A 26,276-nucleotide genomic window follows, 5' to 3' on the forward strand; every position below is an offset into this window, starting at 1 on the left:
GCTGCGAACTCGTGGTGATCAGCGCGGAACGGCCACGAGTTCGCAGCACTCGGTGGGCAGGGCGCGGGCGGGACTCCTACCGTCGTCTCCCATGCGCAGCCGGGGCGACGACGTGGTGGACCTGCTGGTCATCGGGGGCGGGACGGCCGGGATGGTTGGCGCGAGGACCGCCGCGGGCCTCGGCGCCCGCGTGCTGCTGGTCGAGCGGGACCGCACCGGCGGCGACTGCCTGTGGACCGGCTGCGTTCCCTCCAAGGCGCTGCTCGCCGCCGCCGACGCCGCCGCGAGCGCCCGCGCGGCCGGCCGGTTCGGGGTCGACGTCGGCGGGATCACTATCGACTTCGGCCGGGTGCGCAAGCACCTCCAGGCCGCGATCGAGACCATCCGGCCGGTCGACTCGGTCGAGGCGCTCCAGGCCGCCGGCGTCGCCGTCGAGGTCGCCGACGCCGTGCTCACCGGGTCGGACTCCGCCACGGTCGGCGGCCGGACCGTCCGTTTCCGGCATGCCCTGCTGGCCACCGGCGCCGCTCCGGTGCTCCCGCCGATCGACGGCCTGGCCGACGCCGATCCGCTGACCAGCGAGACCGTCTGGGACGACCTCACCGAGCTCCCTGCGCGGCTCGCCGTCCTCGGCGGCGGCCCGATCGGCTGCGAGCTGGGCCAGGCGTTCGCGCGGTTGGGCTCGGCGGTCACCGTGGTCGACGCCGCCGACCGGCTGCTCCCGGGCGAGACCGAGGAGGCATCCGGGCTGGTCACCGCGGCGCTGCGGCGCGACGGCGTCACCGTGCGGACCGGCGCCGGCGTGACCGCGGTCCGCGATGGGGCGCTGCAGTTGGCCGACGGGGCCGCCGTCCCCTTCGACCGGCTGCTGGTCGCCGTCGGCCGGCGGGCCCGCACCGAGAGGCTCGGCTGCGCGGCGGCCGGCGTCGAGGTCGCCGACGACGGCACGGTGGTGGTGGACGGCGGCCTGCGGACGACGAACCCGCGCATCTGGGCCGCCGGCGACCTCACCGGCCACCCACAATTCACCCACACCGCCGGCGTGCACGGCAGCCTCGCCGCGGGCAACGCGCTGCTCGGCCTGCGCCGCACCGTCGACCCCGTCGTCCCGCGGGTTACCTACACCTCCCCGGAGGTGGCCTCGGTCGGCGTCCCGCCCGGCCAGGGGCACAGCGTTCGGCGGGTCGGCCACGGGCACGTCGACCGAGCGGTCGCCGAGGGTGTGACGGAGGGGTCCACCACGCTGGTCCTGGACCGGCGCCGCCGTATCGTCGGGGCCGCCGTGGTCGGCCCGCGCGCCGGAGAGGTGCTCGGCGAGCTCACCCTCGCCGTCCGGAAGCGGATGACCACCACCGACGTGGCCGGCACCACGCACGCCTATCCGACCTACAGCAGCGCCGCATGGGACGCCGCGGTGGACGACGTCCGCTCGCGGCTCGCCGGACCGGTGGTGCGTCGGGTGCTGCGGGCCGTCGTCCGGCTCCGCGCTCAGCGCAGCGCGCGGTAGCCCGCCCACATCCGGTGGGCGGCGCCGACCCCGACCAGCGCGGCCCAGACCCAGGCCACCTGCTCGGCGTAGACCGGGAGCAGCAGCCACAGTCCGTGCGCGACGACGGTCTCGGTGCCCTCGGCCAGCCCGCCGAGGAAGGACAGCGAGCGGCCGTCGTCGAGCTGCCGGCCGGCCTTCTCCGCGATCGAGGAGAACGCGAGGAACGCCGCGCCGTTGACGTAGTAGGCCAGCAGGACGACGAGGAACGGCAGCCACGAGGCACCGAACCCGGCCGTGGCCCCGATGGCGACGCCGACGACGCCGGCGCCGTAGACGACGAAGTCGGCGGTGATGTCGAAGAACCCGCCGGCGCCCGCGTCGCCGGGGCGGCCGGCCGCTCGCCGGCGGCGGGCGAGCGGGCCGTCCAGGCCGTCGGCCAGCCGGCAGGCCAGCCAGAGCACCAGCGCGGGCAGCCACAGCTGGGCCGTGGCCGCCGCGGCGCTGGCCAGGCCGAGCACCAGGTTGGCCGCGGTGAGCCGGTCGGGAGTGATCCCCGGGCGGTCGAGCAGCGCCGCCGCGCGGGCCAGCGGCGCGTCGAGCACGGCCCGGGCGGTCGAGTCGAGCACGGCACCTCCTCGCGGGTGGCGGGCGGCCGGCTCGGATGGCGGGACACGACCCGGTCGGCCACGATCCTGACCCAGGACCGCTCCTCTCGACCACATCCAGGCGGGGCGCTCGGCACGAAGACCATCCGGACTCCGCCAGCGGCGTCCGCCCCCGACGTGTGCACCACCGCAGGAGGAACGCAAACCATGTCGGCACCCAGGCCCGCGCGCCGCCGTACGAGCAGGGGCGGCCGCCGGGCCGCGGTGGCGACCGGCGCGCTGGCCCTCGTCCTGACCGCCTGCGCCGCTCCCGGCAGCGAGCCGACGGCCGCGCCCGAGCGCGACTGGGACGACGTGCTGGCCGAGGCCGACGGGCAGACCGTGCGCTTCTGGATGTACGGCGGCGACGACCAGGGCAACGCCTACGTCGATGACGTCCTCGCCCCAGCCGCCGCGGAGCTCGGCGTCACCCTCGAGCGGGTGCCGATCGCCGACACCGCCGACGCGCTCAACCGGGTGCTGTCCGAGCGGCAGGCCGACGTCGAGGACGGCGAGGTGGACCTCATCTGGCTCAACGGCGAGAACTTCGCCACCGGGCAGCAGGCCGGCGCGTGGCTGTGTGACTGGACGGCGATGCTGCCGAACATGGAGTACGTCGACCCCGACGACCCGCTGGTCACCACCGACTTCGGGCTACCGGTCGACGGCTGCGAGGCGCCGTGGCACAAGGCCCAGTTCGCGCTCGTGTACGACGCCGCCCGCGTCCAGGACCCGCCGGACTCCATCGCGGGGCTGCTCGAGTGGATCGAGCAGCACCCGGGCCGCTTCACCTATCCCGCTCCCCCGGACTTCACCGGGTCGGTGTTCATCCGCCAGGTGCTCTACGAGGTGGCCGGCGGCGTCGACAACGTGCCGTTGGAGTTCTCGCAGGAGGCCTACGCGGAGCTCGCGCCGCAGCTGTTCGAGACGCTGGAGGAGATGGAGCCGTCGCTGTGGCGGAACGGGCAGACCTATCCGCAGGAGCTCGGGGAGCTCGACCAGCTCTACGCCGACGGCCAGGTCGACTGGACCATGACCTACGGTCCGGCCACGCTCCCCGACCTCGTCGCCGACGGCACCTTCCCCGAGACCACCCGCGTGCTGCTGACCGAGGAGGGCACCATCGGCAACGCCAGCTTCCTGGCCATCCCGTCGACCTCGGGCAGCCGGGCCGGCGCCATGGTGGTGGCGAACCTGGCGCTCTCGCCGGAGCAGCAGTTCGCCAAGGCCCGGCCCGAGGTCTGGGGCCAGTACACGGTGCTGGAGCAGGACCTGCTGCCGCCCGAGTGGCAGGCGCGCTTCGAGGAGCTGCCGCAGTCGGAGATCCTGCCGCCCTACGAGGAGCTCAGCGCCGACGCCGACCCGGAGGTCGAGGCCGAGTGGGTCACCGCGCTCGACGAGGGTTGGCGCCGGCAGGTCGCCGCCGGGTGACCGGCCACCGCTCCGCGTGACCACGACGGATGCGCCCCCCGCCGGGCCGGCCGGGCGGTCCACCGGCCGGCGGTCCCGGCGGCTGGGGGCCCGCGGCCGGGCGGTGCTGCTCGTGCTGCCCGCGCTGGTACTGGTGGTCACCGTGGTCGGGGCGGCGCTGGGGTCGGCGCTGCTCCTGGCCCTCGGCCTCGCGCCACTGGTCGGCGAGCCGGCGCTGTCGCTGGACGGCTGGCGGGAGGTCGCCCCGGACCTGGGCACGTCGATCCGCATCTCGCTCGGCATCGCGGCAGCGTCGACGGCCATCGCCGCGTTCGTGGGACTCTGCATCGCGCTGGCCGCGACCGCCGCCGTCCGCCGCAGCCGGCTGCTGGGCACGCTGGCGTCGCTCACCATCCCGATCCCGCACCTGGTGGGCGCGGCCGCGATCGGCCTGCTGCTGGCCGACGCCGGGTTCCTGTCCCGGCTGCTCGGCGTCGACCCCCCCTCCTGGCCGCCACTGGTGGGCGGGCGGCTGTGGGTCGCCGTGGTCGCCGAGTACGCCTGGAAGGAATCGGCGTTCGTCGCGCTCGTCGTCATCGGCGTGCTGTCGTCGCGGGCCGCCTCCTACGGCGAGACCGCGGCGCTGCTGGGGGCCGGCCGGTGGGCGCGGCTGCGGTACGTGACCCTGCCGCTGGCCGCCCCGGCGCTCGGTGCCAGCGCCGCGGTCAGCTTCGTCTACACCCTCGGCTCCTACGAGGTGGCCGCGCTGCTCGGCCGGCCGTTCCCCGAGCCGCTGCCGGTGCTGGCCTTCCGCCTGTTCACCTCGATCGACCTGACCGCACGCTCCCAGGCGGCCGCGGTGGCGGTCACGACCGCGCTCCTCGGGCTGGTCGTGGTCCTGCTGTCGCTGCGGGCGCTGCGACGGCTGGCGGCCGAGCAGTGACCGCGGTGGAGGAGGTGCGTGCCCGACCCGGTTCCGACCGCACCGTCCGCGTCGCCTCGCGCACCGGCCGCACGCTGCTCGCCGTCTGGCTGGTGCTGCCCGTCGTCCCGCTGCTGTTGTGGGCGTTCGCCGACCGCTGGACCTTCCCCGCGCTGCTGCCGCAGGAGTGGGGCACGCGGGGCCTGGACGAGGCGCTGGCCGCCGGCGCGGGCGGTGCGTTCGCCCACTCCACGGTGCTCGGCGCGGCCGTGGCGCTGCTGGCCACCCCGCTCGGCGCGATGGCCGGGCGGGCGCTGACCTCGTGGCAGCTGCCCGGGTCGACCGCGGTGCTGGCCGTGCTCATGTCGCCGCTGGTGCTGCCGCCGTTCGCGGTGGCGCTCGGCCTCGACGTGCTGCTGCTGCGGCTGCGGGTGCCCGCGGCCGCCGGGGTCGTCATGCTGCTGGTGGTCGCAGCGCTGCCGTACACGACCGTGGTGATGCGGGCGGCCTACGCCGCGCACGACCGCGGCTTCGAGGACGAGGCGCGCACCCTCGGCGCCTCGGCCTGGCAGACGGTGTTCCACGTGCAACTGCCGCTGCTGGCGCCGGCGCTGGCCGGGGCGGCGTTCCTCGCCTTCCTGGTGGGATGGAGCGACTACATCGTCACCGTGCTGGTCGGCGGCGGGCAGCTGACCACGCTGCCCGTCCTGGTCGCCGCGGCGGCCTCGGCGACCGGCAGCGACGCGCAGGTGGCGGTGTTGTCGCTCGCCGCGATCCTGCCGCCGGTGGTTCTGCTGATCGTGGTCGGCACGCTCGGCCGGAAGGGGCGGCGGTGAGCGGCGGCGCCCTGCGGCTGGCCCGGCTGACGCGGGTGCACGCCGCCGGGCAGCCGCCGGCGCTCGACGACTTCACCCTCGACGTGCCGTCCGGCTCGTGCGTCGCCGTCCTCGGCCCCTCGGGCTCGGGGAAGAGCACGGTCCTGCGGCTGACCGCGGGCCTCGACGAGCCGGACGGCGGCAACGTGCATCTCGACGGCCGCGACCTGGCCGGCGTCCCGCCCGAGCGGCGCGGCATGGCCATGGTCTTCCAGCGGCCGCTGCTGTTCCCGCACCTGTCGGTCCGCGACAACGTCGCCTTCGCCGACCGGGTGCGCGGCGTGCCGCGGCGGCGGGCCCGGGAGCGGGCCGAGCACTACCTGGGGCTGGTCGCCCTCGGCGGGTTCGGCGACCGGCCGGCGCGGGCGCTGTCCGGCGGGCAGGAGCAGCGGGTCGCGCTGGCCCGGGCGCTGGCCGCCGAGCCGCAGGTCCTGCTGCTCGACGAGCCGTTCAGCGCGCTGGACAGCGCACTGCGCGAGGAGATGCACGACCTGCTGCTCGACCTGCGGGTGCGGCTGGATCCGACGGTCCTGCTGGTCACCCATGACGCCGGCGAGGCCGATGCGCTGGCCGACACCGTCGCGGTGCTGGACGGCGGCCGGCTGCAGCAGGCCGGGCCGATGCGCGAGCTCTACACCGCCCCGGCGTCCCTGGCGGTCAACCGGCTGCTGGGCGGGCGCACCGAGGTGCCCGGGACGGTGCGGGACGGCGTCCACCGCTCGGAGCTCGGCGCCCTCGTCCTCTCGGGGTCGGTGCCCGACGGGCCGGGGGTGCTCGTCGTCCGCCCCGAGGCGGTGCGGGTGACCGCGCCGGACGACCCGGCCGCGGACGTTCCCGGCACCGTCGTCCGGGTGCGGCGCCGCGGCCTGCGGGCCCTGGTCGCGGTGGAGGTGCCGGGGCCCGGCGGTGCGTCGGTCGAGGCCGAGCTCGCCGCGGGGGAGGAGCTGCCGGCCGGTCGCACGGTCGGCCTGGTGCTGCCGGTGGCCGCCCGCGCCGTCGTCCCGCCGGTCCCGGCGGACCCGTTGCCGGCGGCGGCGCCGTGTCTCACCGGTGACACATTGCGGCCATGAGCGAGGCGACGGCCCATGACCTGCGCAACCACGGCGGGCGGGTGCTGGATCGGGTCGCCGCCGGGGAGCGGGTGACCATCACCCGCGACGGCAGGCCGGTGGCCCGGCTCGAGCCGGTGCCCCGCGGTCGGCAGACCGCGAGTGCTCGCATCGAGCGGTTCCGCCGCCTGCCGCCGGTGGACCCGCACCGGCTGCGCGCCGACGTCGATGCGGTCGCCGGGCTCAGACCACCGTGAGCGGCAGCAGCTTGCGCAGCTCGGCGTTCTCGCCGATGTCGAGCACCGAGTGCTGGGCGCAGGCCGGCACCAGCTCACCGGTCTCGGGATGGGCCATCGAATAGGTGCACGCGGCCAGGCGCTCCTGGGTGGCCCGCAGCTGCGGGTCGTCGGCGACGACGCCACGGCGCATCATGTCCCAGGCCGGGCCCACGTGCTCGGCGTCCATGAAGCTGTGCACCTCGAAGGTCATCAACCCGAGCTGCTTCCGGCGGGCGGCGCCGACGAGCGCCCGCAGGCCGCCGAGCCGGCGCGACAGGCTCCGTGCCCAGCCCAGCGCCACGCCGACGTCACCGGGGTGGTGGCGCAGCACGCGCAGCACCTTGGCGACCAGCAGCGCCGGCGGGGTGTTGCTGAAGGCGATCCCGCCGAAGTGCGCGAAGAAGGCGTCGCGGGCGCGCAGCTCGGCCTCGAAGGCGGGGTCGACGAACGGATGCCAGGCGCCGTCGGCGAGGAAGCCGAAGCCCAGCCGATTGCAGCGCGGGTCGCCGAACTCGACGGCCTGGTACGGCACCGTGCGGCCCAGCCCTTCCTCGAGCTGGGCCCACACCGCGTCGACGTCGACCGCTGTGTAGGACTCCTTCCAGCGGCGCTCGTCGCCCACGTGGGCGGCCGGCTGGAAGCTCAGCATCGAGTAGCCCATCGGCAGGACGGCGCGCACGGTCTCGGCCACCTGGTCGAGGTTGGCCGGCGTGACCGTCATGTTGTGCGCCAGGTAGTAGCGCAGCCCCGTCTCGACGCGCAGATCGTGGAACATCTGCACGAAGCGCTGCCGGAAGGGGTGCAGCTCGGCCTCGCTCCGCGGGCGGACGGCGCCGCGGCGGCCGCGCATCAGGGAGTCGAAGTGCGCGGCGAAGCTCACCCGGTCGAAGCGCAGCCGGCCGTCGTCCCCGGTGACGAGGGCCCGGAGGTACTCGGGGTCGAAGTCGCCGTGGGTCATCGACATCGGCGAGCGGCCGTGCGCGCGCATCGCCTGCAGCGCGGCGGCGTGCTCGTCGGGGGCGAGCAGGCTCACCTCGCCGCCGATCAACTGGGCGTGTGCGTAGGGGCCGCGGCGCTCGCGCAGACAGGCCATCTGCGCGTGGACCTCGCGGACGGTGTGCCCGCCGTCGACGCGGACCTTGTTGGCGTCCGCGGAGTGGTAGCACGGCGTGCAGGTGAGGTTGCACCTCGGAAAGACCCCGTGTGTTCCCTCGCAGCCGACCGCGTGCCGGCCGAGGCTCTGCGCCGGGGTCCGCACGTGCTCGGGAAGGGCGGCCCACCGCTCGGCCAGGGCCCGCTCGGTCTCCGGGTGCACCGGCCGGGTGCGCTCCGCCAGCCGCCGCCACCTCGCCCGCAGGCGGCTGAACCTTCCGTCCGTCATGGTCGGCATCCTCACCGCTGGGGTTCGCATCCGCAGGTCCGGGCGGTTCACCGGCGCGCCACCGGGCATGGGCGGGACGACGCGAGGCGGCGGCATGCGGACGACGAGGTGGCGGCGGGGCCCGGGCGCCACCCGCCGGCCGTTGCGTCACTAGCCGGCCGCGGGGTGGGGTAGTCGCGGGCATGGCCTCGTCCCCGTCGTCCCCCGCCGACGACGTCACCCTCACGTTCGGCGGGAACGCCACCATGCTCCTGCGGATCGGCGGCTTCACCCTGCTCACCGACCCGAACTTCCTGCACCGCGGGCAGCGGGCCTACCTCGGGAAGGGGCTCTGGGCCAAGCGGCTCACCGAGCCGGCGCTGCAGCCCACCCAGCTGCCCGCGCTCGACTCGATCCTGCTGTCCCACCTGCACGCCGACCACTGGGACCGGATCGCCACCCGGACCCTCGACCGCGCCACGCCCGTGCTCACCACTCCGGCGGCGGCCCGTGCGCTGGGCCGGCGCGGCTTCCGGGACACCGTCGACCTCACACCCTGGCAGCGGCACGAGCTCACCCGGAACGACGGAACGCTGCGGATCACCTCGGTGCCCGGCGTCCACGGCCCCGGCCCGATGGCGAAGCTGCTGCCGCCGGTGATGGGCAGCGTCCTCGAGCTGCTGCGCGGCGGCGAGGTCAGCTGGCGCGGCTACATCAGCGGCGACACCATCTTCCGGCCGTTCCTGGGCGAGGTGCTGCAGCGCTGCGGCCCGCTCGACGTCGTCATCCCGCACCTGGGCGGCACCAAGGCCCTCGGCGTCACCGTCACCATGGACGGCCGGCAGGGCGCCGACCTGGTCGAGCTGCTGAAGCCGCCGGTGACCGTACCGGTGCACTACGACGACTACGACCGGTTCAAGTCCCCGCTCGGCGACTTCGTGCAGGAGGTCGCCGCGCGCCGAGCGCCCGGGGAGATCCGGGCCGTGGGGCGCGGCGAAACCATCTCCCTGCGGCCGTGAGTGGAGTCGCTCGGGGACGGTTTCCGCGCTCGAGCGACTCCGCTAACGGGGGGCGAGGCGGACGGCGCGGGAGGCGACGTCGGCGCGCAGCGCGTCGGCGTCCACGGTCGTGCAGACCCCGTCGCGCACCACCTGCCGCCCGCCGACCCAGGTGTCGCGCACCAGCCGCGAGGTGCCCGACCAGACCAGGTGGGTGAGCAGGTCGACGGGGTCGAGCACCGGCTCGAAGCCGAGGTCGCGGGTGTCGACGTGCACCAGGTCGGCGCGGCGACCGGTGGCGACCTGGCCCAGGTCGGACCGCCCGATCGCGTCCGCGGCAGCGCCGGTCGCCAGCCAGAACGCCTCGGCCGCGGTCAGCGCGATCGCCGAGCTCTCCCGCAGCCGGGCGAGCTGGGCGGCCAGCCGGACGTCGGCGAGCAGGTCCAGGCCGTCGTTGGACGCCGGGCCGTCGGTGCCCAGCCCCACCCGGACCCCACGGTCGAGCATCGCCCGCACCGGCGCGATCCCGCTGGCCAGCTTGGCGTTGCTGGCCGGGCAGTGGGCGACCGCGACGTCGTACTCGCGCCACAGCTCCAGGTCACCGTCGTCGAGGTGCACGCAGTGCGCGGCGAGCACCCGGCCGCCCAGCACGTCGTGCGCGGCCAGCAGCGCCGGCACCGACAGCCCGTGGGTGGCCAGCAGGTCGGCGCCCTCGCCGGCGGTCTCGGCGACGTGCAGGTGCAGCAGCAGGCCGTGCTGCCGGGCGGCGGTCGCGGCGTCGCGCAGCACCGGCAGGGGCAGCGTGTAGGCCGCATGCGGACCGATCCCGTACTCGACGGTGCCGTCGTCGGGCGCGCGGACGGCCAGCGCGACGGCGTCGTCCAACTGCTCGGCCAGCGGCGGCATCCCCGGCAGCGGCAGCAGCGGGGTCGCGACGACCGCCCGGGCCCCGGTGCGGCCGACGGCGGCGGCGATCCGCTCGGGGGAGAAGTACATCTCGACGCTCGTGGTGACGCCGCCCCGCAACATCTCCGCCGAGGCCGCGGTCATCGCCACCTCGACGTCCTCGGGGGACAGCCGCGCCTCCCGCGGCCAGATCACCTCGCGCAGCCAGCGCGCCAGCGGCAGCCCCTCGGCCTGCCCGCGGAAGAGCACCATCGGCCCGTGCGCGTGGGTGTTGACCAGCCCCGGCACCAGCACCCCGGGGACGGCGACCACCTCGGCGTTCCCCGCGTCCGGTGCGTCGGCGGCCGGCCCGACCCAGCTGATGGACCCGTCGGCGACGTCGACCACGGCGTCGGGCACCACCGTGCCGGCACGGTCCCCGACGACGACGGCCCGGGCGGTGAAGCGCTGCCGCATGGACGGCGAACCTACCCCCGCCGCCGCCCGGTCCCGCCCGGACCGCCCCGTTACCGTGGATCGCATGTCGTTCCTCGCCGCCGCGGCCTCCTCCGACCAGGGCGGCATCACCGGCTTCCTGCTCGACCTGATCGACACGCTCGGGCCGGTCGGCGTGGGTCTCGCGATCCTGCTCGAGACGGTCGTCCCGCCGATCCCCAGCGAGGTCGTCCTCAGCGCGGCCGGGGTGCTGATCAACGACGGCCGGATGTCGATCGCCCCGGTGATCGTCTTCGCCACCCTCGGGTCGATCCTCGGCGCGATTTTCTTCTACTACGTCGGCCGGGCGCTGGGCCCACGACGCTCCCACGCGTTCCTCGACCGGCTCCCGCTGGTCGACACCGAGGACGTCGACCGCACCTTCGGCTGGTTCGAGCGGCACGGGCGCTCGGCGGTGTTCTTCGGTCGCATGGTCCCGCTCGTGCGCAGCTTCATCTCCGTGCCCGCCGGAGTCGTCCGGATGCCGTTCGGCCAGTTCCTCCTCTACACGACGGCAGGCAGCCTGATCTGGAACGGCCTGCTCATCGGCCTGGGCGTGGCCCTCGGCGACATCGTCAACGAGTACCTGCAGTACTTCGACTACGCGATCTACGCCGCGATCGCCATCGCCGTCGGATTGCTGATCCGCCGCCAGGTCAAGGCCCAACGCACTCGCCGCCCGACCACCGAGGGTGATCCCGGCCGGCCGGCCGCATGACCGCGCAGCGCCCCGAGGTCGTCGCCTTCGACGTCAACGAGACGCTGCTGGACCTCGCCCCGGTGCGGGCGGCGCTGGTCGAGGTCGGGCTGCCCGCCGAGCTGCTGACGTCGGTCTTCTCCCGCACCCTGCTCACCGGGTTCGCCGCCGCCACCGCCGGCACCTGGTGCCGGTTCCGCGACGCGTTCGACGCCGCCCTGGCCCAGGTCACCGACCTCGGCGCGGCCGAGCGGTCACGGGTCGCCGACGCCTTCCTCGAACTGAGCCCGCACCCCGACGTCGAGCCCGCGCTGCGCCGGCTGGTCGGCGCCGGCGTCCGGGTGGTCACCCTGACGCACGGCTCGCCCGGCGTCGCGGAGGCCGGTCTGGAACGCGGCGGCGTGACCCCGCTGGTCGAGCGCACGCTGTCCAGCGAGGGAATCCGGGCCTGGAAGCCGGCCCGCGAGGTCTACCTGTGGGCGGCCGGCGTCTGCGACGTCGAGCCGGCGCGGATGGCGCTGGTGGCCGCGCACGGCTGGGACGTCCACGGCGCGCTGCGGGCCGGCCTGTCCGCCGCGTGGTTCCCGCGCTCCGAGCGCAGCTACCCGGCCGTGTACGACCCCGCCGCGATCGTCGCCGGCGACCTGGCCGGCGCGGTCGACGCGCTCCTCGCCCTGCCTGCGTGATCGGGATCGACACCCCGCTCGGCCCGGCGGGGGTGGCCGCGACGGAACCGGCGGGCGACCCCGTCGGCACGCTGGTGCTCGGCCACGGCGCGGGCGGCGGCATCGGATCGGCCGACCTGGTCGCCGTCACCGCCGACGCGGCCGGGGCCGGGTGGCGGGTGCTGCGCGTGGAGCAGCCCTGGCGGGTCGCGGAGAAGCGGATCGCACCGGTGCCGGCCCGGCTGGACGAGGCCTGGCGGGCGGTGCTCGCCGCCCTGCGGGACGACGGACGGCTGACCATCCCGCTGGTCCTGGGCGGCCGCAGCGCCGGGGCGCGGGTGGCCTGCCGGACGGCGGCCCAGCACGGAGCCGACGGCGTGCTGTGCCTGGCGTTCCCGCTGCACCCGCCGGGCCGGCCCGAGCGCAGCCGCGCCGGGGAGCTCACCGCCGTCGACGTGCCGCTCGGCGTCGTCCAGGGCGAGCGGGACGCGTTCGGCCGTCCGGAGGAGCTCGCCGCGGTGCTGACCGGCCGGCCGGGCGCCTCGCTCTACGCCGTCCCCGGTGACCACGCGCTGACCCGCTCCCCCGACGTCGTCGCTCTGGCCGCCGTCGACTGGCTGGGTGGGGTCCCCGGCTGATTGCGTGTCGTGCACGCAGCGGAATCGTCGGACTCCGTTGGTTGAATGGGGATGTGAGCCGCTTCGACGAGATCGTGTCCGAGTTCGGGGTGGCGACGAAGGCCAAGCTCGCCGGCCCCGGTGATCGCGAGGCCGCGATCCGCGCACCGATCGAGCGGCTGGTCACCGACGTCGCCGTCGAACTCGGTCTCACCGCGGTGCCCTACGACGAGGTGCGCGACACCGACCGCGCCGTCCGCCCCGACTACGCCATCGGCGTGAACGGGGCGATAACCGGCTACATCGAAGTGAAGAAGCCGGGCGCCTCGATCGACCCGGACGGCTTCACCGGCCACAACCTGCGGCAGTGGCAGCGCCAGCGCGACCTGCCCAACCTGATCTACACGAACGGCACGGAGTGGCGGCTGTGGCGGGACGGCGAACCCGTCGTCACCCCGGTGCATCTCACCGGTGGCCCGCTGGAGCGCGCCGGCGCGACCCTGGCCGCACCGGCGGCGCTGGAGGCACTGCTCACCGACTTCCTGCGGTGGAGGCCGGCGCCGATCACCTCCGTCTACGCGCTGGTCCGGGCCATCGCACCGCTGACCCGGCTGCTGCGCGGCGAGGTGCTCGACCAGCTCGCCGACGAGCGCCGCGCCGTCGCCCAGGGAGCGGACGAGCACGCGCAGCCGTTCCTCGGCCTGGCCCGGGACTGGCGGGCGCTGCTGTTCCCCACCGCCACCGACGAGGTGTTCGCCGACGGCTACGCCCAGGCGGTCACCTTCGCGCTGCTGCTGGCCCGCACCGAGGGCATCGAGCTGACCGGCTCGCTGCACGAGATCGGCACCGCCCTCGGCGCCGCGGACCACTCGTTGATGGGTCGCGCGCTGCAGCTGCTCACCGACCACATCGCCGCGGACTTCCGGGTCACCCTCGATCTGCTCGTGCGGTTGATCGGGGCCGTCGACTGGCCGCGCGTCCGCGCGGGGCGGGCCGACACCTTCCTGCACCTCTACCAGCACTTCCTCGACCACTACGACAACGACCTGCGCAAGCAGTCCGGCTCGTACTACACGCCGTCGGAGGTGGTGACCGAGATGGTCCGCCTCGCCGAGCAGGCGCTCGTCACCCGCTTCGGCCGGCCGGCCGGTTTCGCCGATCCCGAGGTGTGGACCGTCGACCCCGCGATGGGCACCGGCACCTACCTGCACGAGATCATCACCCGCGTCTCGACGGCGGTGGAGGACCGCGAGGGCCCGGGATCCGTCCCCGCCGCGGTGACCCGGCTCGCGGAGCGGCTGGTCGGCTTCGAGCAGCAGATGGGGCCGTTCGCCGTTGCCGAGCTGCGCACCAGCGGCCTGCTGCACGACCTGGGCGCCGAGCTGCCCACCACCGGAATGCGGCTCTACGTCACCGACACCCTCGACGACCCGCACGCCGAGGTCGCCCACCTGGGTTCGGGCATGGAGTTGATCGCTCGCTCCCGGCGGCAGGCCGGCGACATCAAGCGCAGCGCCCGGGTGACCGTGGTGATCGGCAACCCGCCCTATCGCGAGCGCGCCGAGGGCATGGGTGGCTGGGTGGAATCGGGCAGTCCCGACACGCGAGCGCCGCTCGACGCCTTCCGCGCTCCCGGCAACGGGCTGTCGGAGTACGTGCTCAAGAACCTTTACGTCTACTTCTGGCGATGGGCGACCTGGAAGGTGTTCGACGCCCACCCCGAGCCGCCGGACGGCGACACCGGCCTGGTCTGCTTCATCACCACCAGCGGCTACCTCCGCGGTCCCGGGTTCAAGGGCATGCGCGAGTACCTGCGGCGCACCTGCTCGGAGGGCTGGGTGATCGACCTGACCCCGGAGGGCCAGACGCCGGACGTGCCGACCCGCGTGTTTCCCGGCGTGCGCCAGCCGCTGGCGATCGGGCTGTTCCTGCGCGGCGAGGACACCGCGGACGACGAGCCGGCCGCGATCCGCTACCGCTCGGTCAGCGGCCGGCAGGCGGAGAAGTTCGCGGCGCTGGAGAAGGTCGGCCTGGACGACGACGGGTGGCGGCTCGCCCGGACGGCGTGGCAGGCGCCGCTCACGCCCGCTGCCGAGGGTGCGTGGGACGACTACCCGGCGCTGGGCGACCTGCTGCCGTGGGTCGCGCCGGGCGTGAAGGCGAACCGCACCTGGGTGTACGCCCCGGCGAAGGAGATCCTCGACGCCCGCTGGCGCCGGCTGGTGACTGAGCCGGACGCCGCAGTTCGGCGGTCGTTTTTCAAGGAGACACGGGACTCGCAGCTCGACGACCGCAAGGAACCACTGCCAGGTCCCGACACTGCAAAGGCGGCCATGCCGATCGCTGCCGAGCAGCATGCCTCGGCCCCCGTCGTGCGGGTCGGGTACCGGAGCTTCGACCGGCAGTGGGTGATAGCCGATGCGCGGGTGCTCGACCAGCCTCGACCGGCGCTGTGGGCAGCGCGGATACCGCAGCAGGTCTTCGTATACGAGCTTCACTCGTCCCCGATCTCGAGTGGGCCCGGTGTCGTCTTCTCATCGCTCGTTCCGGACATGCACCACTTCAAGGGCAGCGAGGGTGGCCGGGCGCTGCCGCTGCTGCACCCCGGCGGTAGGCCCAACGTGCCGCCGGGCCTGCTCGACGCGCTGTCCACGCTGGTCGGTGGCGAGATGTTCGGCGGCGGGCGGGTTCCGGCGGAGGACCTGCTGGCCTACGTCGCCGCGATCGTGGCGCACTCGGGCTACACCGCGCGGTTCGCCGACGAGCTGACCACGCCGGGCATCCGCGTGCCGCTGACCGCCGATCCGTCGCTGTGGGCCGAGGCGGTGGCGCTCGGCCGCGGCATCGTGTGGGCGCACACCTACGGCGCGATGTTCAACGACGCCGCGAAGAGCACCCCCCCCCCCGTTCGATATTCGCTTCGCGAACGACGACCCGCGACGGGTGCTCAACACGGCCGCGGTCACCGCGATGCCGATCGGCGTCGAGTACGACGAAGCGGCGCAGCAGGTCGTCCTCGGCACCGGGCGTTGGGGGCCGGTGCCGCGGGCGGTGTTCGACTACGCGGTGGGTGCCAAGAACATCGTCCGGTCGTGGGTGAACTACCGCAAGGCGGTACCGGGCGGGAAGCGGTCCAGCCCGCTGGACGATCTGCACGTCGAGGCGTGGCCGGCCGAGTGGTCGGCCGAGTTCACCGACCTGCTCACCGTGCTGACCCGGCTGGTCGACGCCGAGCCGGCGCAGGCCGCCCTCCTCGACCGGGTCCTCGCCGGGCCGCTGCTCACGCTGCCGACACTCGCCGAACACGGTGTCCGCTGGCCGACCTCCACCGCGGATCGCAAGCCCGACTTCACCGCGCCGGTCACCGAGGAAGCGCCGGTAGAGCGGCTGTTCTGATTCATGGCGGACGTCTTCGTGTACGCCGACGAGACCGGCAACCTGGACCTCTCGGGCGGCGCTGGAGCGAGTCGGTGCTTCGGGATCGGGACCGCGACCTGGGTCGGGGACCACGGCCGCCAGCTCTGGGAAGGCGTTCAGCTCCGGTTCGAACTGGAAGCCGCCGGGGTCCGTCAGGCGAAGGGCTTCCACGCCAAGAACAACTCCGGCCGCACGAGAGCGCAGGTGTTCCATCTCGTCAAGCGACAGTCTCCACGGTTCGACACCACCTTCCTGGGCAAGTCCCTTGCGTACCCGTCGGTCATCGCGAAGGGGCAGCTCTACTTTTTCCAGCTCGCCTGGCTTCTGCACTTCCGGCAGATCGCGCTGCAGGTGTCCGATCCTGGAGACCGACTGTTCGTCATCGTGGCCACGCTGCACACCAACGCGAGGAAGCTGGCCGTCGCAGAGGCACTGACGGACGTGCTCGCTCAGACGGGCGCCCGGGCGGGAGAAGACCCTGTGCGTGTGGGACAGCGCGACATCATGGGGGCTACAGGTGGCGGACTACGGACTGTGGGCCGTGCAGCGGAAGCTCGAGTCCAATGAGGATCGATGGCTCGAAGCCTGCATCCGACCGACGCTACGACCGGTGTTCATGCCGTTCAGGAAGTAGAACACCGGCTATCCCTCACTGAGGGAAGAAGTCCCCTGGACCTCTTCTCGCCGGCACGTCCAGTGTCTCGGCGGCAGAACAGCTCGTCAAGCGCGCTACACAGAGCGGTGAGCCACGTGGCCGCGAGTCACCGCCGACGCAGCCTGACCTCAGTGCGGCACGGCCGCGCCGCCCAGCTCCAGCCCCAGCCACGTCGCCAGGTCGGCGAGCTCGGCCCCTACCGCGCCGCGCGCCTCGGCGTCGAGAGGGACGTCCTCGTGGACGGCGTCCACCCGCAGCACCCCAGCCTTCCGGTCGGTGGTGGCGTCGACCTTGCCGACCAGCCGGTCGCCGGAGAGCACCGGCAGCGCGAAGTACCCCCAGCGCCGGGCCGCCTTCGGCTTGTACATCTCGAGCACGTACTCGAACCCGAACAGGTCGGCCAGGCGGGTGCGGTCGTGCACCAGACGGTCGAACGGCGAGAGCAGCGCCGTCCGGCCCTCGAAGGGGCGCCCGAGCTGGGCGGGGTCGACCCGCCAGGTACCGGGGACGCCCTCGACGACCGCCTCCTCGCCGGCGTCGCCGACCGGCTCGAGCTCGTTCGGCGGACCCGGATACGTCGCGCGGACGATGCCCAGCGACCGCAGCCGCCGTTCCCGTCGCTCCCGCCGGGCCTCCTCCAGCGGGACGACGGGCGTGCCGGGCGGGTGGACGCGCTCGGCGAGGTCGAACAGCCGCTGCCGGCCGCGGCGCCCGGCGATCGCCACCTCGCCGCGCATGGCGAGGAACTCGAGCAGCTGCGTCACGTTGCGGTCGTTGGTCCACCCGGTCGAGGTCCAGGGGACGACGCTGGTGTCCGGGACGTCGCGGGAGGTCAGCGGCCCGGCGTCGGCCAGCCGCGCGAGCACGTCCCGGCGGAACGACTCGTTGGCGGTCAGCCACGCCCGGGGCTGCTCGCGGCTGGGCCACTGCGCCATCCCGGCGAGGTAGAGGCGCAGGTCGGCCATCGGCCGGACCAGCGCGTTGAACTCCCACAGCGTCCGGTCGTGCTCGAGCGCCCGGCGCAGGTCGTCGGGGTGGTACGCCCGGCCCAGGCGGCTCCAGGCGACGAGGTCCGCGCTGGGCGCGACGGCGGCGGTCGGGTCGATCTGCAGCAGGGTGAGCTGCTCGGCCACGGCGAGCAGATCCGTCGGACGCGGCGCGTCGAGCAGCTGCGCCCGGACGGCGACCTGCCGCGCCTCGGCGCGGCTCAGCCGGTGCACGACCACGCCGTCCCCCCGCTACTCGGCCCCCTCGAGGGCACCGCCGGCCCCTGCAAGGACCCCGTCCTCCTCACCCCTCGCTCGCTCGGGGCGAGCCTCGGGACGGGGCCGGGGAGGGGTCCTTGTACGAGCGGTGGAGAGGAGGGGGTTCCTTGCTCAGCGGCGCCGCCGCCGGCGGACGACGAGCGTGACGACCACCAGCAGCGCGGCGGCACCGGCCAGCGGTGCGGCGTAGCGGGTCAGCGCGGCACCACCGGCGACCTCGAGCAGGTCGATCGGCTCGGGCTCGGCGTGCTTCGGCCCCGCCGGCGGGGGAACGGCGGCGACCGGAGTGGTGGCGGGCGCCGTGACAGGGGGGGCGACGGGCGTGGTGGCGGGCGCGCTGGTGGCGGGCGCGCTGGTGGCGGGCGTGGCGACGGCGGGCGTGGTGGCGGGCGTGGTGGCGGGCGCGGCCGGAGCGGCGCTGGCCGCGACGGGAGCCGTGTCGCTCGCGGCAGGTGCCGTGTCGCTCGCCGCGGGAACCGTGTCGCTCGCCGCCGCTTTGTCCGCAGCCGCCGCAGCGGTCTTCTTGGCCGCAGCCGCGGTCTTGCGGGTCTTCTGCGCGGCGGCGTTGTCCCCCGGCACCTGCTCGGCGGAGGCGGCGACCTCCTCGGCCGCGCCGGCCACCGCGGCCGCCGCCTTCTTCGCCGGCGTCTTCTTCGCGGGCGGGCTGGCGGCCTTCGCGGGAGCCGCCGCCACCTCGTCACCGGCGCCGAGCTGGGCGGCCAGCTTGTCGGCGAACTGACCGAGCAGCTTGTTGCCGACGTCGGTCATGACCCCGCGCCCGAACTGGGCCGGCCGGCCGGTGATGTTGAGGTCGGTCAGGACGTCGACCCGCGTGGTGGCGCCCTCGGCCTTCAACTGGGCGGTGATGAGGGCGTTGGCGGTGCCGTTGCCGCGCTGGTCCTTGCCGCGGCCGTCGATGACCGCCTTGTGCGCGGCCTCGTCCTTCTCGACGAACGAGGCCTTGCCCTGGTAGGTCAGGTTGATCGGGCCGAGCTTGACCTTGACCCGACCGGTGAAGTCGTCGCCGTTGACCGAGTCGAGTGCGGCGCCCGGCATGCACGGCGCGATCCGCTCGATGTCCAGCAGCACCCGCCAGGCTTCGTCGATCGGCACGGGAACGGTGAACGAGTTCTCCAACTGCACGGTGCTACCTCCTGGGGTACGGAGCTCGGCCGGTCCGCCCCCGGTCGAGGGCGGACCGGCCGAGTCGGGCGCGGCCCCGTCCAGGGCCGGCCCCGTCCAGAGGCTCGCTGCGAGCCTGCGAGCCTGCGAGCGGTGCGGAGGACGGGGTCCTTCTACTGCGAGTGCTGGGGACAAGGGGGTCCTTCGCCAAGCTACAGCCCCGCCGCGGCGGCCACCGCACGACGAGTCAGCACCTGCGCCAGGTGCTCGCGGTAGTCGGCCTGGGCGTTGAGGTCGCTGCTCGGGGAGGTCCCCTCGGCGGCCGACCGCGCCGCGGCGGCGACCGCCTCGGGGCTGGCCTCGGCACCGGCGAGCGCGGCCTCGACCGCGCCGGCCCGCAGCGGCGTCGTCCCCATGTTGGTCAGCCCGATGCGCGCCTCGGCGATGTGCCCGTTCTCCCGGCGGACGACCGCGGCCACCGCCACGATCGACCACGCCTGCGCCACCCGGTTGAACTTCTCGTAGCGCATCCCCCACTCACCGGCCAGCTTGGGCACGCGGATCTCGACGAGCAGCTCCCCCTCCCCCAGCGCGGTGGTGAGGTAGTCGACGAAGAACTCGCCGGCCGGCACCGTTCGCCGCCCGTCCAGGCCGGCGAGAACGAACTCCGCGTCCAGGGCGAGCGCCACCGCCGGCAGGTCGCCTGCGGGGTCGGCGTGGGCCAGGGCCCCGCCGAAGGTGCCGCGAGCACGGACCTGCCGGTCGGCCACCGTCTCGGTGGCCTCGGCGATGAGCGGCGCGTACTGCTGCACCAGCGGGTCGCGGAGCACGTCGGCGTGCGTCGTCATGGCGCCGATGACGATGGCGTCGCCGTCGTCCCGGACGCCGCGCAGCTCGGCGACCCGGCTCAGGTCGACCACCGTCTCCGGCGCGGCCAGCCGCAGCCGCATGACCGGGATCAGCGACTGACCGCCGGCGAGGATCTTCACGTCGTCCCCGCCCTCGGCGACGGCCTGCAGAGCCTCGTCGACGGTGGTGGGACGGGCATAGGCGAACGGGGCCGGGATCACCGGTCACCTCCCAGGGACGACGCGTCGGTGGACACGCCCGCGGTGGTCTCGGTGGAGGCCCCGCCGTAGGCGTTGGTGCCGGCGGTGGCACGGTCGCCGCCGTCCCCGCCCTCGTACAGCGCCCGCCAGACCCGCTCCGGGGTCAGCGGCATCCGGATGTCGCGCACCCCGAGGTGCCGGACGGCGTCCAGCGCGGCGTTGACGACCGCCGGTGTGCTGGCGATGCAGCCGGCCTCGCCGACGCCCTTCGCACCGATCGGGTTGCCCGGTGCCGGGTGCACCGTGTTGCCGGTGTCGAAGTGCGGCAGGTCGGCCGCCGAGGGAACGAGGTAGTCGACGAACGTGCCGGTGGTCAGGTTGCCGTCGGCGTCGTAGACCGCCTCCTCGTAGAGCGCCTGCGCGATGCCCTGCGCCAGCCCCCCGTGCATCTGGCCCTCGACGATGAGCGGGTTGACGATCGTCCCGACGTCGTCCACCGAGGCGTACTTGCGGATCTTCACCATGCCGGTCTCGGTGTCCACCTCCATGGCGCAGATGTGCGTGCCGTGGGGGAAGGAGAAGTTCACCGGGTCGAAGGTGGCCTCGGCGTCGATCGAGGGCTCGACGTCCTCCGGGTAGTTGTGCGCGGCGAAGACCGCCAGGGCGATCTCCTGGATGCCCATGCCGGTGCCGGGAGTGCCGCGGACGGAGAACCGGCCGTTCTCGAACTCGAGGTCGTCCTCGCTGGCCTCGAGCAGGTGCGCGGCGACCTTGCGAGCCTTGGCGATCACCTTGTCGGCGGCCTTGACCACCGCCGTCCCGCCGACGACCAGCGACCGGGAGCCGTAGGTGTCCATGCCCTTGGGCGCCACGGACGTGTCGCCGTGCAGCACCTCGACGTCCTCGAACGGGACGCCGAGGGAGTCGGCGACCAGCTGGCTCCAGGCGGTCTCGTGCCCCTGCCCGTGCGGCGTGGAGCCGGTGACCACCTCGACCTTGCCGGTCGGCAGCATCCGGATGGACGCGGACTCCCAGCCGCCGGCCCCGTAGGACAGCGAGCCGAGCACCCGGGACGGCGCCAGGCCGCACATCTCGGTGAACGTGGAGAAGCCGATGCCCAGCTGGACCGGGTCGTTCGACTCGCGCCGGCGGCGCTGCTCCTCCCGGAGCTCGTCGTAGCCGATGAGCTCCAGGGCCTGCTGGGTCGCGGTCTCGTAGTCACCGCTGTCGTACTCGAGGCCGGCCACCGTGGTGAACGGGAACTCCTCGGCCCGGATCCAGTTCTTCCGGCGCAGTTCGAGGGCGTCCATGCCCAGCTCGACGGCGAGCTCGTCCATGGCCCGCTCGATGGCGAAGGTCGCCTCCGGCCGGCCGGCACCGCGGTAGGCGTCGGTGGGCACCTTGTTGGTGAAGACGCCGTCGCACTCGAACCGGTAGGCCGGGAACTTGTAGATCGCCGGGAACATGAACGCGCCCAGCGCGGGTACGCCCGGGGTGATCAGCCGCAGGTAGGCGCCCATGTCGGCGAGCAGCCGCACCCGCAGGGCCTTGACGTTGCCCTCCCGGTCGCTGGCGATGTCGACGTACTGGATCTGGTCGCGGCCGTGGTGGGCGGTCATCAGCGACTCGCTGCGGGTCTCGGTCCACTTGACCGGCTTGCCGAGCCGCCGGGCCACCAGGAGGGCGATGACCTCCTCGGGGTTGACCTGCAGCTTCCCGCCGAAGCCGCCGCCGACGTCGGGGGCGATGATCCGCAGCTTGTGCTCGGGGACGCCGGTGACCATCGCCAGCATCACCCGCAGGACGTGCGGGATCTGGGTGGCCGACCACATGGTGAAGTTGTCGCCCTGCGGCTGGACGACGACCGAGCGCGGCTCCATGAACGCGGGGATGAGCCGCTGGTTGACGAACCGGCGGCTGACCACGACGTCGGCGTCGGCGAATGCCTGGTCGGTGTCGGCCCCGGTGCCGGCCTCCCCGGCGTCGAAGACGAAGTGGTAGCTGGTGTTCGACTCGAGGTGGTCGTGGGTCAGCTGGGCGCCCTCCGCGACCGCCTCCTCCATGTCGAGGACCGGTGGCAGCAGGTCGTAGTCGACGTCCACCAGCTCGATCGCGTCGGCCGCGGCGACCTTGCTGCGCGCGACGATGACCGCCACCGCCTCGCCGACGTGGTTGACCTCCTCGACGGCGACCGACGGGTGCCCGGGGTTGACCATGTCCGGGGTCACCGGCCAGGCGCAGGGGATGGAGCCCTGCTCCTCGGCGAGGTCCCGCCCGGTGTAGACGGCGACGACCCCGGGGGACTGCTGCGCGGCGCTCACGTCGATGCTGGCGATCTTGGCGTGCGCCACCGGGCTGCGGACCACCGACAGGTGCAGCATCCCCGGCAGGACCATGTTGTCGGTCCAGGTCGTCCGGCCGGTGATCAGCCGGGCGTCCTCCTTGCGGCGGCGCGCCTTCCCGATCTCGCGCTCCGGTGCCTCGGTGGAACGGTCCTCGACGGCGGTCATCGTGCCTCCTCGCTGGCGCTCGTCGGCGCGATGCCCGACGGTGCTGCGCCTTCTGCTGACCTCGCGGGCTCGGTCACGACTGCGCCCCCGCCACGTGCGGAGCGGCCGCGGTGTCGACCTCGGCCGGGGAGACGTGGCCATCGCCGGACGGCGCCCGCGCGCCACCGCGCATCTCGCCCGCGGCCTGCTGCACCGCGCGGACGATGTTCTGGTAGCCGGTACAGCGGCAGAGGTTGCCCTCGATGCCTTCGCGGACCTCGGTCTCGCTCGGGTCCGGGTTCTCCCTGAGCAGGTCGACCGACGCCATGATCATCCCGGGCGTGCAGAACCCGCACTGCAGGCCGTGCATCTCGTGGAACGCCTTCTGCATGGGGTGCAGGCTCCCGTCCTGGGCCAGCCCCTCGATCGTGGTGACCTCGCCGTCGTCGGCCTGGACGGCCAGCACGGTGCAGGACTTCACGGCCGCGCCGTCGAGGTGCACGGTGCATGCGCCGCAGTTGCTGGTGTCGCAGCCGACGACCGTTCCGACCTTCCCCAGCTGCTCCCTCAGGTAGTGGACCAGCAGGGTCCGGGGCTCGACGTCGTCGTCGTACGTCACCCCGTCCACCCGCACGTTGATCCGGGTCACCGGGACTCCTCGCCGGTGCTCGTCATCCCGGCGCCCCGGGGTGCTGTCCCGCGTGTCGCACGCTCGGTCACAGGCTCCTCCGCTTCTCTGCAGGGGTCGTGTGGCTCCGGACACAGCGCCACCTGTTGCGGAGTGTGTCGAGCGTCACGTGACTTAGGCCACGCTAACCCGCGAGCGCCGTCGCCGTCGACATCCGCGACAGCGGGCCGAACGTCGCGAGTTGGCCGCAACTGCGGATTATTAGACGTTGTCGACACGCTTCCGCGGCGGCAGAGCAACGTTGCAGCGCCGTTGCAGCGACGTCGCGCACATCGCCGGTCGGACACCCGGACGGAACGGCTCCAGGAAGGGATAGTTAGGTGAGGCTCGCCTAGTGAAGGAGTACCCATGACAGTCCGTCCCGTCCTGCGCGGCGCCGCCCTGCTGGCCGCCGCCGTCCTCGTCACCAGCTGTGGCTCCGGGGACACCGACACCTCCGAGGCCGCCACCGCGCCGACCGGCTCCTCCGGTGACTTCCCGGTGACCGTCGAGACCGCGTTCGGTCCGGTCACCGTCGAGGAGGAGCCCGACCGGGTGGTCGCCCTCGGCTGGTCGGACGCGGAGACCGCGCTGGCGCTGGGCGTGCAGCCGGTCGGTGCCAGTGACTGGCTGGGCTTCGGCGGCTACGGCGTGGGGCCCTGGGCCGAGGGCCGCTACGACGAGGCCCCGGAGATCATCGAGACGCTCGAGCCCAGCCTCGAGCAGATCGCCGCCCTGGAGCCCGACCTCATCCTCGACACCCGGTCCGACGGCACGCAGGAGCGCTACGACGCGCTCAGCGCGATCGCGCCGACCATCGGCCCGCCCGAGGGGGTCGGCCCGTACCAGACCACCTGGCAGCAGCAGCTGGACCTCGTCGGCCAGGCGCTGGGCCGTGCGGACCAGGCCGAGGAGCTGGCCGCGGACGTCGAACAGCAGTTCGCCGAGGCGCGGGCCGAGCACCCCAAGTTCGAGGGCACCGAGGTCGCCGTCGGCGCCTACACCTCCGAGGGGTTCGGCGCCTACGTCCGCGGCGACTCCCGCGTCGACTTCATGGAGTCGCTCGGCTTCGTGAACAAGCCGGCCATCCAGGAGCTGGCCGGCGAGAACTTCTTCATCCCGGTCAGCGAGGAACAGATCGCGCTGCTCGACGCTCCGCTCACCGTCATCTTCCCGATCTTCGTCGACGCCGCCGAGATCACGAGCAACCCGCTGTGGCAGCAGCTGTCCTCGGTGCAGCAGGGCAACGCCCTCGTGCTCGAGGACGAGGAGCTGGTCAACGCCTTCTCCAGCGGCTCGGTGCTGGGCATCCAGTACGCGCTGGAGAACGCCGTCCCGCTGTTCGCCGAGGCCCTGCAGCCGTGAGGGTCACCGGGCCGGCCCCGTCCGGAGGCTCGCCGCGGCCCCGTCCAGGGCACCGCCCTGAGCCTGCGAAGGGCGGGGAGGACGGGGTCCTTCCACGGTGAGGAGGACGGGTGGAAGGACCCCCTCGCCCCCCACCGCTCGCAAGCTCACGGCGGGACCCTGCAAGGGGGCCTCAGTGCAGGTGCAGCGGCCCGCGGGGGGCCCGGCGCAGGCGGTGCAGGTGCGCGGCGACGGCGGGCCGGCTCGGGGCGCCGGGTGGCAGCGTCTCCAGGCAGGCCTGCCACACCGCGACATCGTCCTGGGCCTCGCGCAGCCGGCTGTAGCGCAGCAGCAGCTCCGGGCGCCGGGCGGCGAGCACGGCCTGTCGCAGCGACGCGGTGAGCCGGTCGCGGGCGGCGACCACCCCCGGTGCGGCGGAACGGGGCAGCACTGCTCCCGGGTAGCTCTCCAGCGCCGGGCCGACGGCGCCGCGGGTCAGCAGCCGGCGCACCTGGTCCAGGTCGGTCTCTAGCCGGCCGGTCAGCCGGTACGGGCGGGAGCCGAGCAGGTGGGCGCCGACGAGGCGGCGCAGCCGGGAGAGCTCGGCGCGGACGGTGACGGCGGCCGCGTCGCCGACGTGGCATTCGGCGGCCAGCTGCTCGGCGGTGCGGCCCCCACCGGCGACCGCCGCCTCGGCGAGGAGCAGCAGCAGCTCGGAGTGGCGCAGCGAGAGCTCGACCGGCCCGGACGGGAGGACCAGGCGGGCCCGCTCCCGGCCGAGGACCTCCAGCCGCGGGGTGGGGCGCGCGACCGGCGGGCGGACGGCGCTCACCGGCCGGGTGGCCTGCTCGCGGTGCAGCCAGCGCAGCTCCGACTCCACCGCGGCCACCGTGGCGCGGACGAGGGTGAGCACGTGCGGGCTGGCCACGTGGTCGCCGCCGGTGACGTCGATGGCGCCGAGCAGCACACCGGTGACCGGGTGGTGCACGGGCGCGGCCGAGCAGCTCCACGGCTGCACCGGACGCCGGTAGTGCTCGCTGCCGTAGATCTGGACGGCGTGGTCGAGGGCCAGCGCGGTGCCCGGCGCGTTCGTCCCGGCCACCTCCTCGGCCCACCGGGCGCCCTCGACGAAGCTCATCGCCTCGGCCCGCGCCCGCAGCTGCCGGTCACCCTCGACCCAGAGCATGCGGCCGTCGGCGTCGGTGACCGCGACGATCATCCGGTCGGCCTCGGCGTCCTCGACCAGCAGTCGGCGGATCACCGGCAGGACCGGCGCCAGCGGATGCGCGGCCCGGTACGCCAGCAGCTCGTCGTCGAGGAGGTCGACCGGCGGGGCCTGCCCGTCGGGGTCCACGCCGTTGACCAGGCTGCGTCGCCAGGAGTCCCAGACGACGGCGCGGACCTGTTCGGGTGCCGTCGGACCGGCGCGGGTGACCAGCGCCTCGTGGGCGGCCCGCAGCCGCCGGGTCAGCCCGGGGTCCGGCCGGCCCTCGGGCAGAGCGAGCCACGGGTTCGTCATCGTCACGGCTCTGTCGTCACGGCGTGGTCCGCGGGCTCTGGTCCATCGTCCGCCCATCGTGACCGCTCTTCCGCGATTGCACCAGGGAGCCGGTCGTGCGCAATGGGTCCGGGAACGGCGGCGTCGTCCCAGGCGGGGCCGGAGATGCCAGGGTCGCCGGCCGGGCCGGGAGCAGGGCCCGGGCGTCCCGTGCCCGCAGCGCTCCCCACCACAGACCGGCGCCGTAGGCGAGGTCCTCCAGCCGGCGGCCCGCGGCGAAGCGCAGGAGGCCGACCCGCCGGCGGTGCGGCCAGCCCGAAGACCGAGACGCTGTTGGTGAGCTCGGGGAAACCGAGCTCGGCGAGCGTCGGCACGTCGGGCAGGTA

Annotated in this window: 21 protein-coding genes; 12 read left to right on the forward strand and 9 right to left on the reverse strand. The window is 74.3% G+C overall.

Annotation, left to right across the window (positions count from 1 at the left end; genetic code table 11):
* The first annotated feature begins 91 nt into the window (after positions 1–91).
* Entirely contained in the window at positions 92–1,507 is a 1,416-nt protein-coding gene (locus E4P41_RS04610) for an FAD-dependent oxidoreductase (RefSeq protein ID WP_135139689.1), read from the forward strand.
* Here E4P41_RS04610 and E4P41_RS04615 read toward each other — a convergent pair.
* The gene (locus E4P41_RS04615; RefSeq protein WP_135139691.1) at positions 1,489–2,115 is read right to left on the reverse strand and encodes a CDP-alcohol phosphatidyltransferase family protein; all 627 of its coding nucleotides are present in this window, start codon (positions 2,113–2,115) and stop codon (positions 1,489–1,491) included. The genes E4P41_RS04610 and E4P41_RS04615 overlap by 19 nt on opposite strands.
* 186 nt (positions 2,116–2,301) lie before the next feature.
* Here E4P41_RS04615 and E4P41_RS04620 point away from each other — a divergent pair, with 186 nt between their 5' ends.
* From E4P41_RS04620 to E4P41_RS04640, 5 genes are read left to right on the forward strand one after another with little or no spacing between them, the layout of a single operon-like run.
* A complete protein-coding gene (locus E4P41_RS04620; protein WP_135139693.1) occupies positions 2,302–3,564 on the forward strand; it encodes an ABC transporter substrate-binding protein in 1,263 nt (420 codons plus the stop codon).
* A 16-nt stretch (positions 3,565–3,580) separates the two neighbouring features.
* Positions 3,581–4,486, forward strand: a complete 906-nt coding sequence (locus tag E4P41_RS04625; protein ID WP_245177107.1) for an ABC transporter permease subunit — start codon at positions 3,581–3,583, stop codon at positions 4,484–4,486.
* 14 nt (positions 4,487–4,500) lie between these two features.
* Entirely contained in the window at positions 4,501–5,301 is an 801-nt protein-coding gene (locus E4P41_RS04630; protein ID WP_135139695.1) for an ABC transporter permease subunit, read from the forward strand.
* Positions 5,298–6,410, forward strand: a complete 1,113-nt coding sequence (locus E4P41_RS04635) for an ABC transporter ATP-binding protein (RefSeq protein WP_135139697.1) — start codon at positions 5,298–5,300, stop codon at positions 6,408–6,410. Before E4P41_RS04630 ends, E4P41_RS04635 begins: the two co-directional genes overlap by 4 nt.
* Positions 6,407–6,646 (forward strand): type II toxin-antitoxin system prevent-host-death family antitoxin, encoded by a 240-nt coding sequence (locus tag E4P41_RS04640; RefSeq protein ID WP_135139699.1) that lies wholly within the window; start codon positions 6,407–6,409, stop codon positions 6,644–6,646. The genes E4P41_RS04635 and E4P41_RS04640 overlap by 4 nt, the downstream gene beginning before the upstream one ends.
* On the opposite strand, the gene E4P41_RS04645 is transcribed toward E4P41_RS04640, so the two are convergent.
* The gene (locus tag E4P41_RS04645; RefSeq protein ID WP_245177108.1) at positions 6,633–8,048 is read right to left on the reverse strand and encodes a radical SAM domain-containing protein; all 1,416 of its coding nucleotides are present in this window, start codon (positions 8,046–8,048) and stop codon (positions 6,633–6,635) included. The two genes, E4P41_RS04640 and E4P41_RS04645, sit on opposite strands and share 14 nt — an antisense overlap.
* A 182-nt stretch (positions 8,049–8,230) precedes the next feature.
* Between E4P41_RS04645 and E4P41_RS04650 the strand changes: the two genes are divergently transcribed.
* Complete coding sequence (locus tag E4P41_RS04650) at positions 8,231–9,046, forward strand: MBL fold metallo-hydrolase (RefSeq protein ID WP_135139702.1); 816 nt, start codon at positions 8,231–8,233, stop codon at positions 9,044–9,046.
* Positions 9,047–9,088: 42 nt separating this feature from the next.
* On the opposite strand, the gene E4P41_RS04655 is transcribed toward E4P41_RS04650, so the two are convergent.
* Positions 9,089–10,387, reverse strand: coding sequence for an amidohydrolase (locus tag E4P41_RS04655; protein WP_135139704.1), 1,299 nt, complete (start codon positions 10,385–10,387; stop codon positions 9,089–9,091).
* A gap of 64 nt (positions 10,388–10,451) precedes the next feature.
* Between E4P41_RS04655 and E4P41_RS04660 the strand changes: the two genes are divergently transcribed.
* The 4 genes from E4P41_RS04660 to E4P41_RS22590 are packed head-to-tail and all read left to right on the forward strand — an operon-like array spanning position 10,452 to position 16,457.
* Complete coding sequence (locus E4P41_RS04660; RefSeq protein ID WP_135139706.1) at positions 10,452–11,123, forward strand: DedA family protein; 672 nt, start codon at positions 10,452–10,454, stop codon at positions 11,121–11,123.
* A complete protein-coding gene (locus E4P41_RS04665) occupies positions 11,120–11,788 on the forward strand; it encodes an HAD-IA family hydrolase (protein ID WP_135139708.1) in 669 nt (222 codons plus the stop codon). Before E4P41_RS04660 ends, E4P41_RS04665 begins: the two co-directional genes overlap by 4 nt.
* Positions 11,785–12,405: an alpha/beta family hydrolase gene (locus tag E4P41_RS04670; protein WP_135139710.1), complete on the forward strand. Its 621-nt coding sequence runs from the start codon at positions 11,785–11,787 to the stop codon at positions 12,403–12,405. The genes E4P41_RS04665 and E4P41_RS04670 overlap by 4 nt, the downstream gene beginning before the upstream one ends.
* A 53-nt stretch (positions 12,406–12,458) precedes the next feature.
* On the forward strand, positions 12,459–16,457 hold the full coding sequence (locus tag E4P41_RS22590; protein ID WP_209307545.1) for a type ISP restriction/modification enzyme: 3,999 nt from the start codon (positions 12,459–12,461) through the stop codon (positions 16,455–16,457).
* Between the two features lie 127 nt (positions 16,458–16,584).
* On the opposite strand, the gene E4P41_RS04690 is transcribed toward E4P41_RS22590, so the two are convergent.
* The 5 genes from E4P41_RS04690 to E4P41_RS04710 all read right to left on the reverse strand — a co-directional run bounded on the left by E4P41_RS04690 (position 16,585) and on the right by E4P41_RS04710 (position 23,030).
* On the reverse strand, positions 16,585–17,676 hold the full coding sequence (locus E4P41_RS04690; protein WP_209307546.1) for a crosslink repair DNA glycosylase YcaQ family protein: 1,092 nt from the start codon (positions 17,674–17,676) through the stop codon (positions 16,585–16,587).
* Positions 17,677–17,832: 156 nt separating this feature from the next.
* Positions 17,833–18,864: an SRPBCC family protein gene (locus tag E4P41_RS04695; RefSeq protein WP_135139715.1), complete on the reverse strand. Its 1,032-nt coding sequence runs from the start codon at positions 18,862–18,864 to the stop codon at positions 17,833–17,835.
* Between the two features lie 191 nt (positions 18,865–19,055).
* Positions 19,056–19,913 carry a xanthine dehydrogenase family protein subunit M gene (locus E4P41_RS04700; protein ID WP_135139717.1) on the reverse strand — a complete coding sequence of 286 codons (858 nt, stop codon included), beginning with the start codon at positions 19,911–19,913 and terminating at the stop codon, positions 19,056–19,058.
* Positions 19,910–22,402: a molybdopterin cofactor-binding domain-containing protein gene (locus E4P41_RS04705; RefSeq protein ID WP_135139718.1), complete on the reverse strand. Its 2,493-nt coding sequence runs from the start codon at positions 22,400–22,402 to the stop codon at positions 19,910–19,912. Before E4P41_RS04705 ends, E4P41_RS04700 begins: the two co-directional genes overlap by 4 nt.
* Before the next feature lie 73 nt (positions 22,403–22,475).
* Complete coding sequence (locus tag E4P41_RS04710) at positions 22,476–23,030, reverse strand: (2Fe-2S)-binding protein (RefSeq protein ID WP_135139720.1); 555 nt, start codon at positions 23,028–23,030, stop codon at positions 22,476–22,478.
* Positions 23,031–23,417: 387 nt separating this feature from the next.
* On the opposite strand from E4P41_RS04710, the gene E4P41_RS04715 reads away from it, so the two are divergent.
* A complete protein-coding gene (locus E4P41_RS04715; protein WP_135139721.1) occupies positions 23,418–24,413 on the forward strand; it encodes an iron-siderophore ABC transporter substrate-binding protein in 996 nt (331 codons plus the stop codon).
* Positions 24,414–24,585: 172 nt separating this feature from the next.
* On the opposite strand, the gene E4P41_RS04720 is transcribed toward E4P41_RS04715, so the two are convergent.
* Complete coding sequence (locus E4P41_RS04720; protein WP_135139740.1) at positions 24,586–25,911, reverse strand: GAF domain-containing protein; 1,326 nt, start codon at positions 25,909–25,911, stop codon at positions 24,586–24,588.
* Positions 25,912–26,276 lie beyond the last annotated feature (365 nt).

Source organism: Geodermatophilus sp. DF01-2, assembly GCF_004571065.1.
In the GTDB taxonomy this organism is placed as follows: domain Bacteria; phylum Actinomycetota; class Actinomycetes; order Mycobacteriales; family Geodermatophilaceae; genus Geodermatophilus.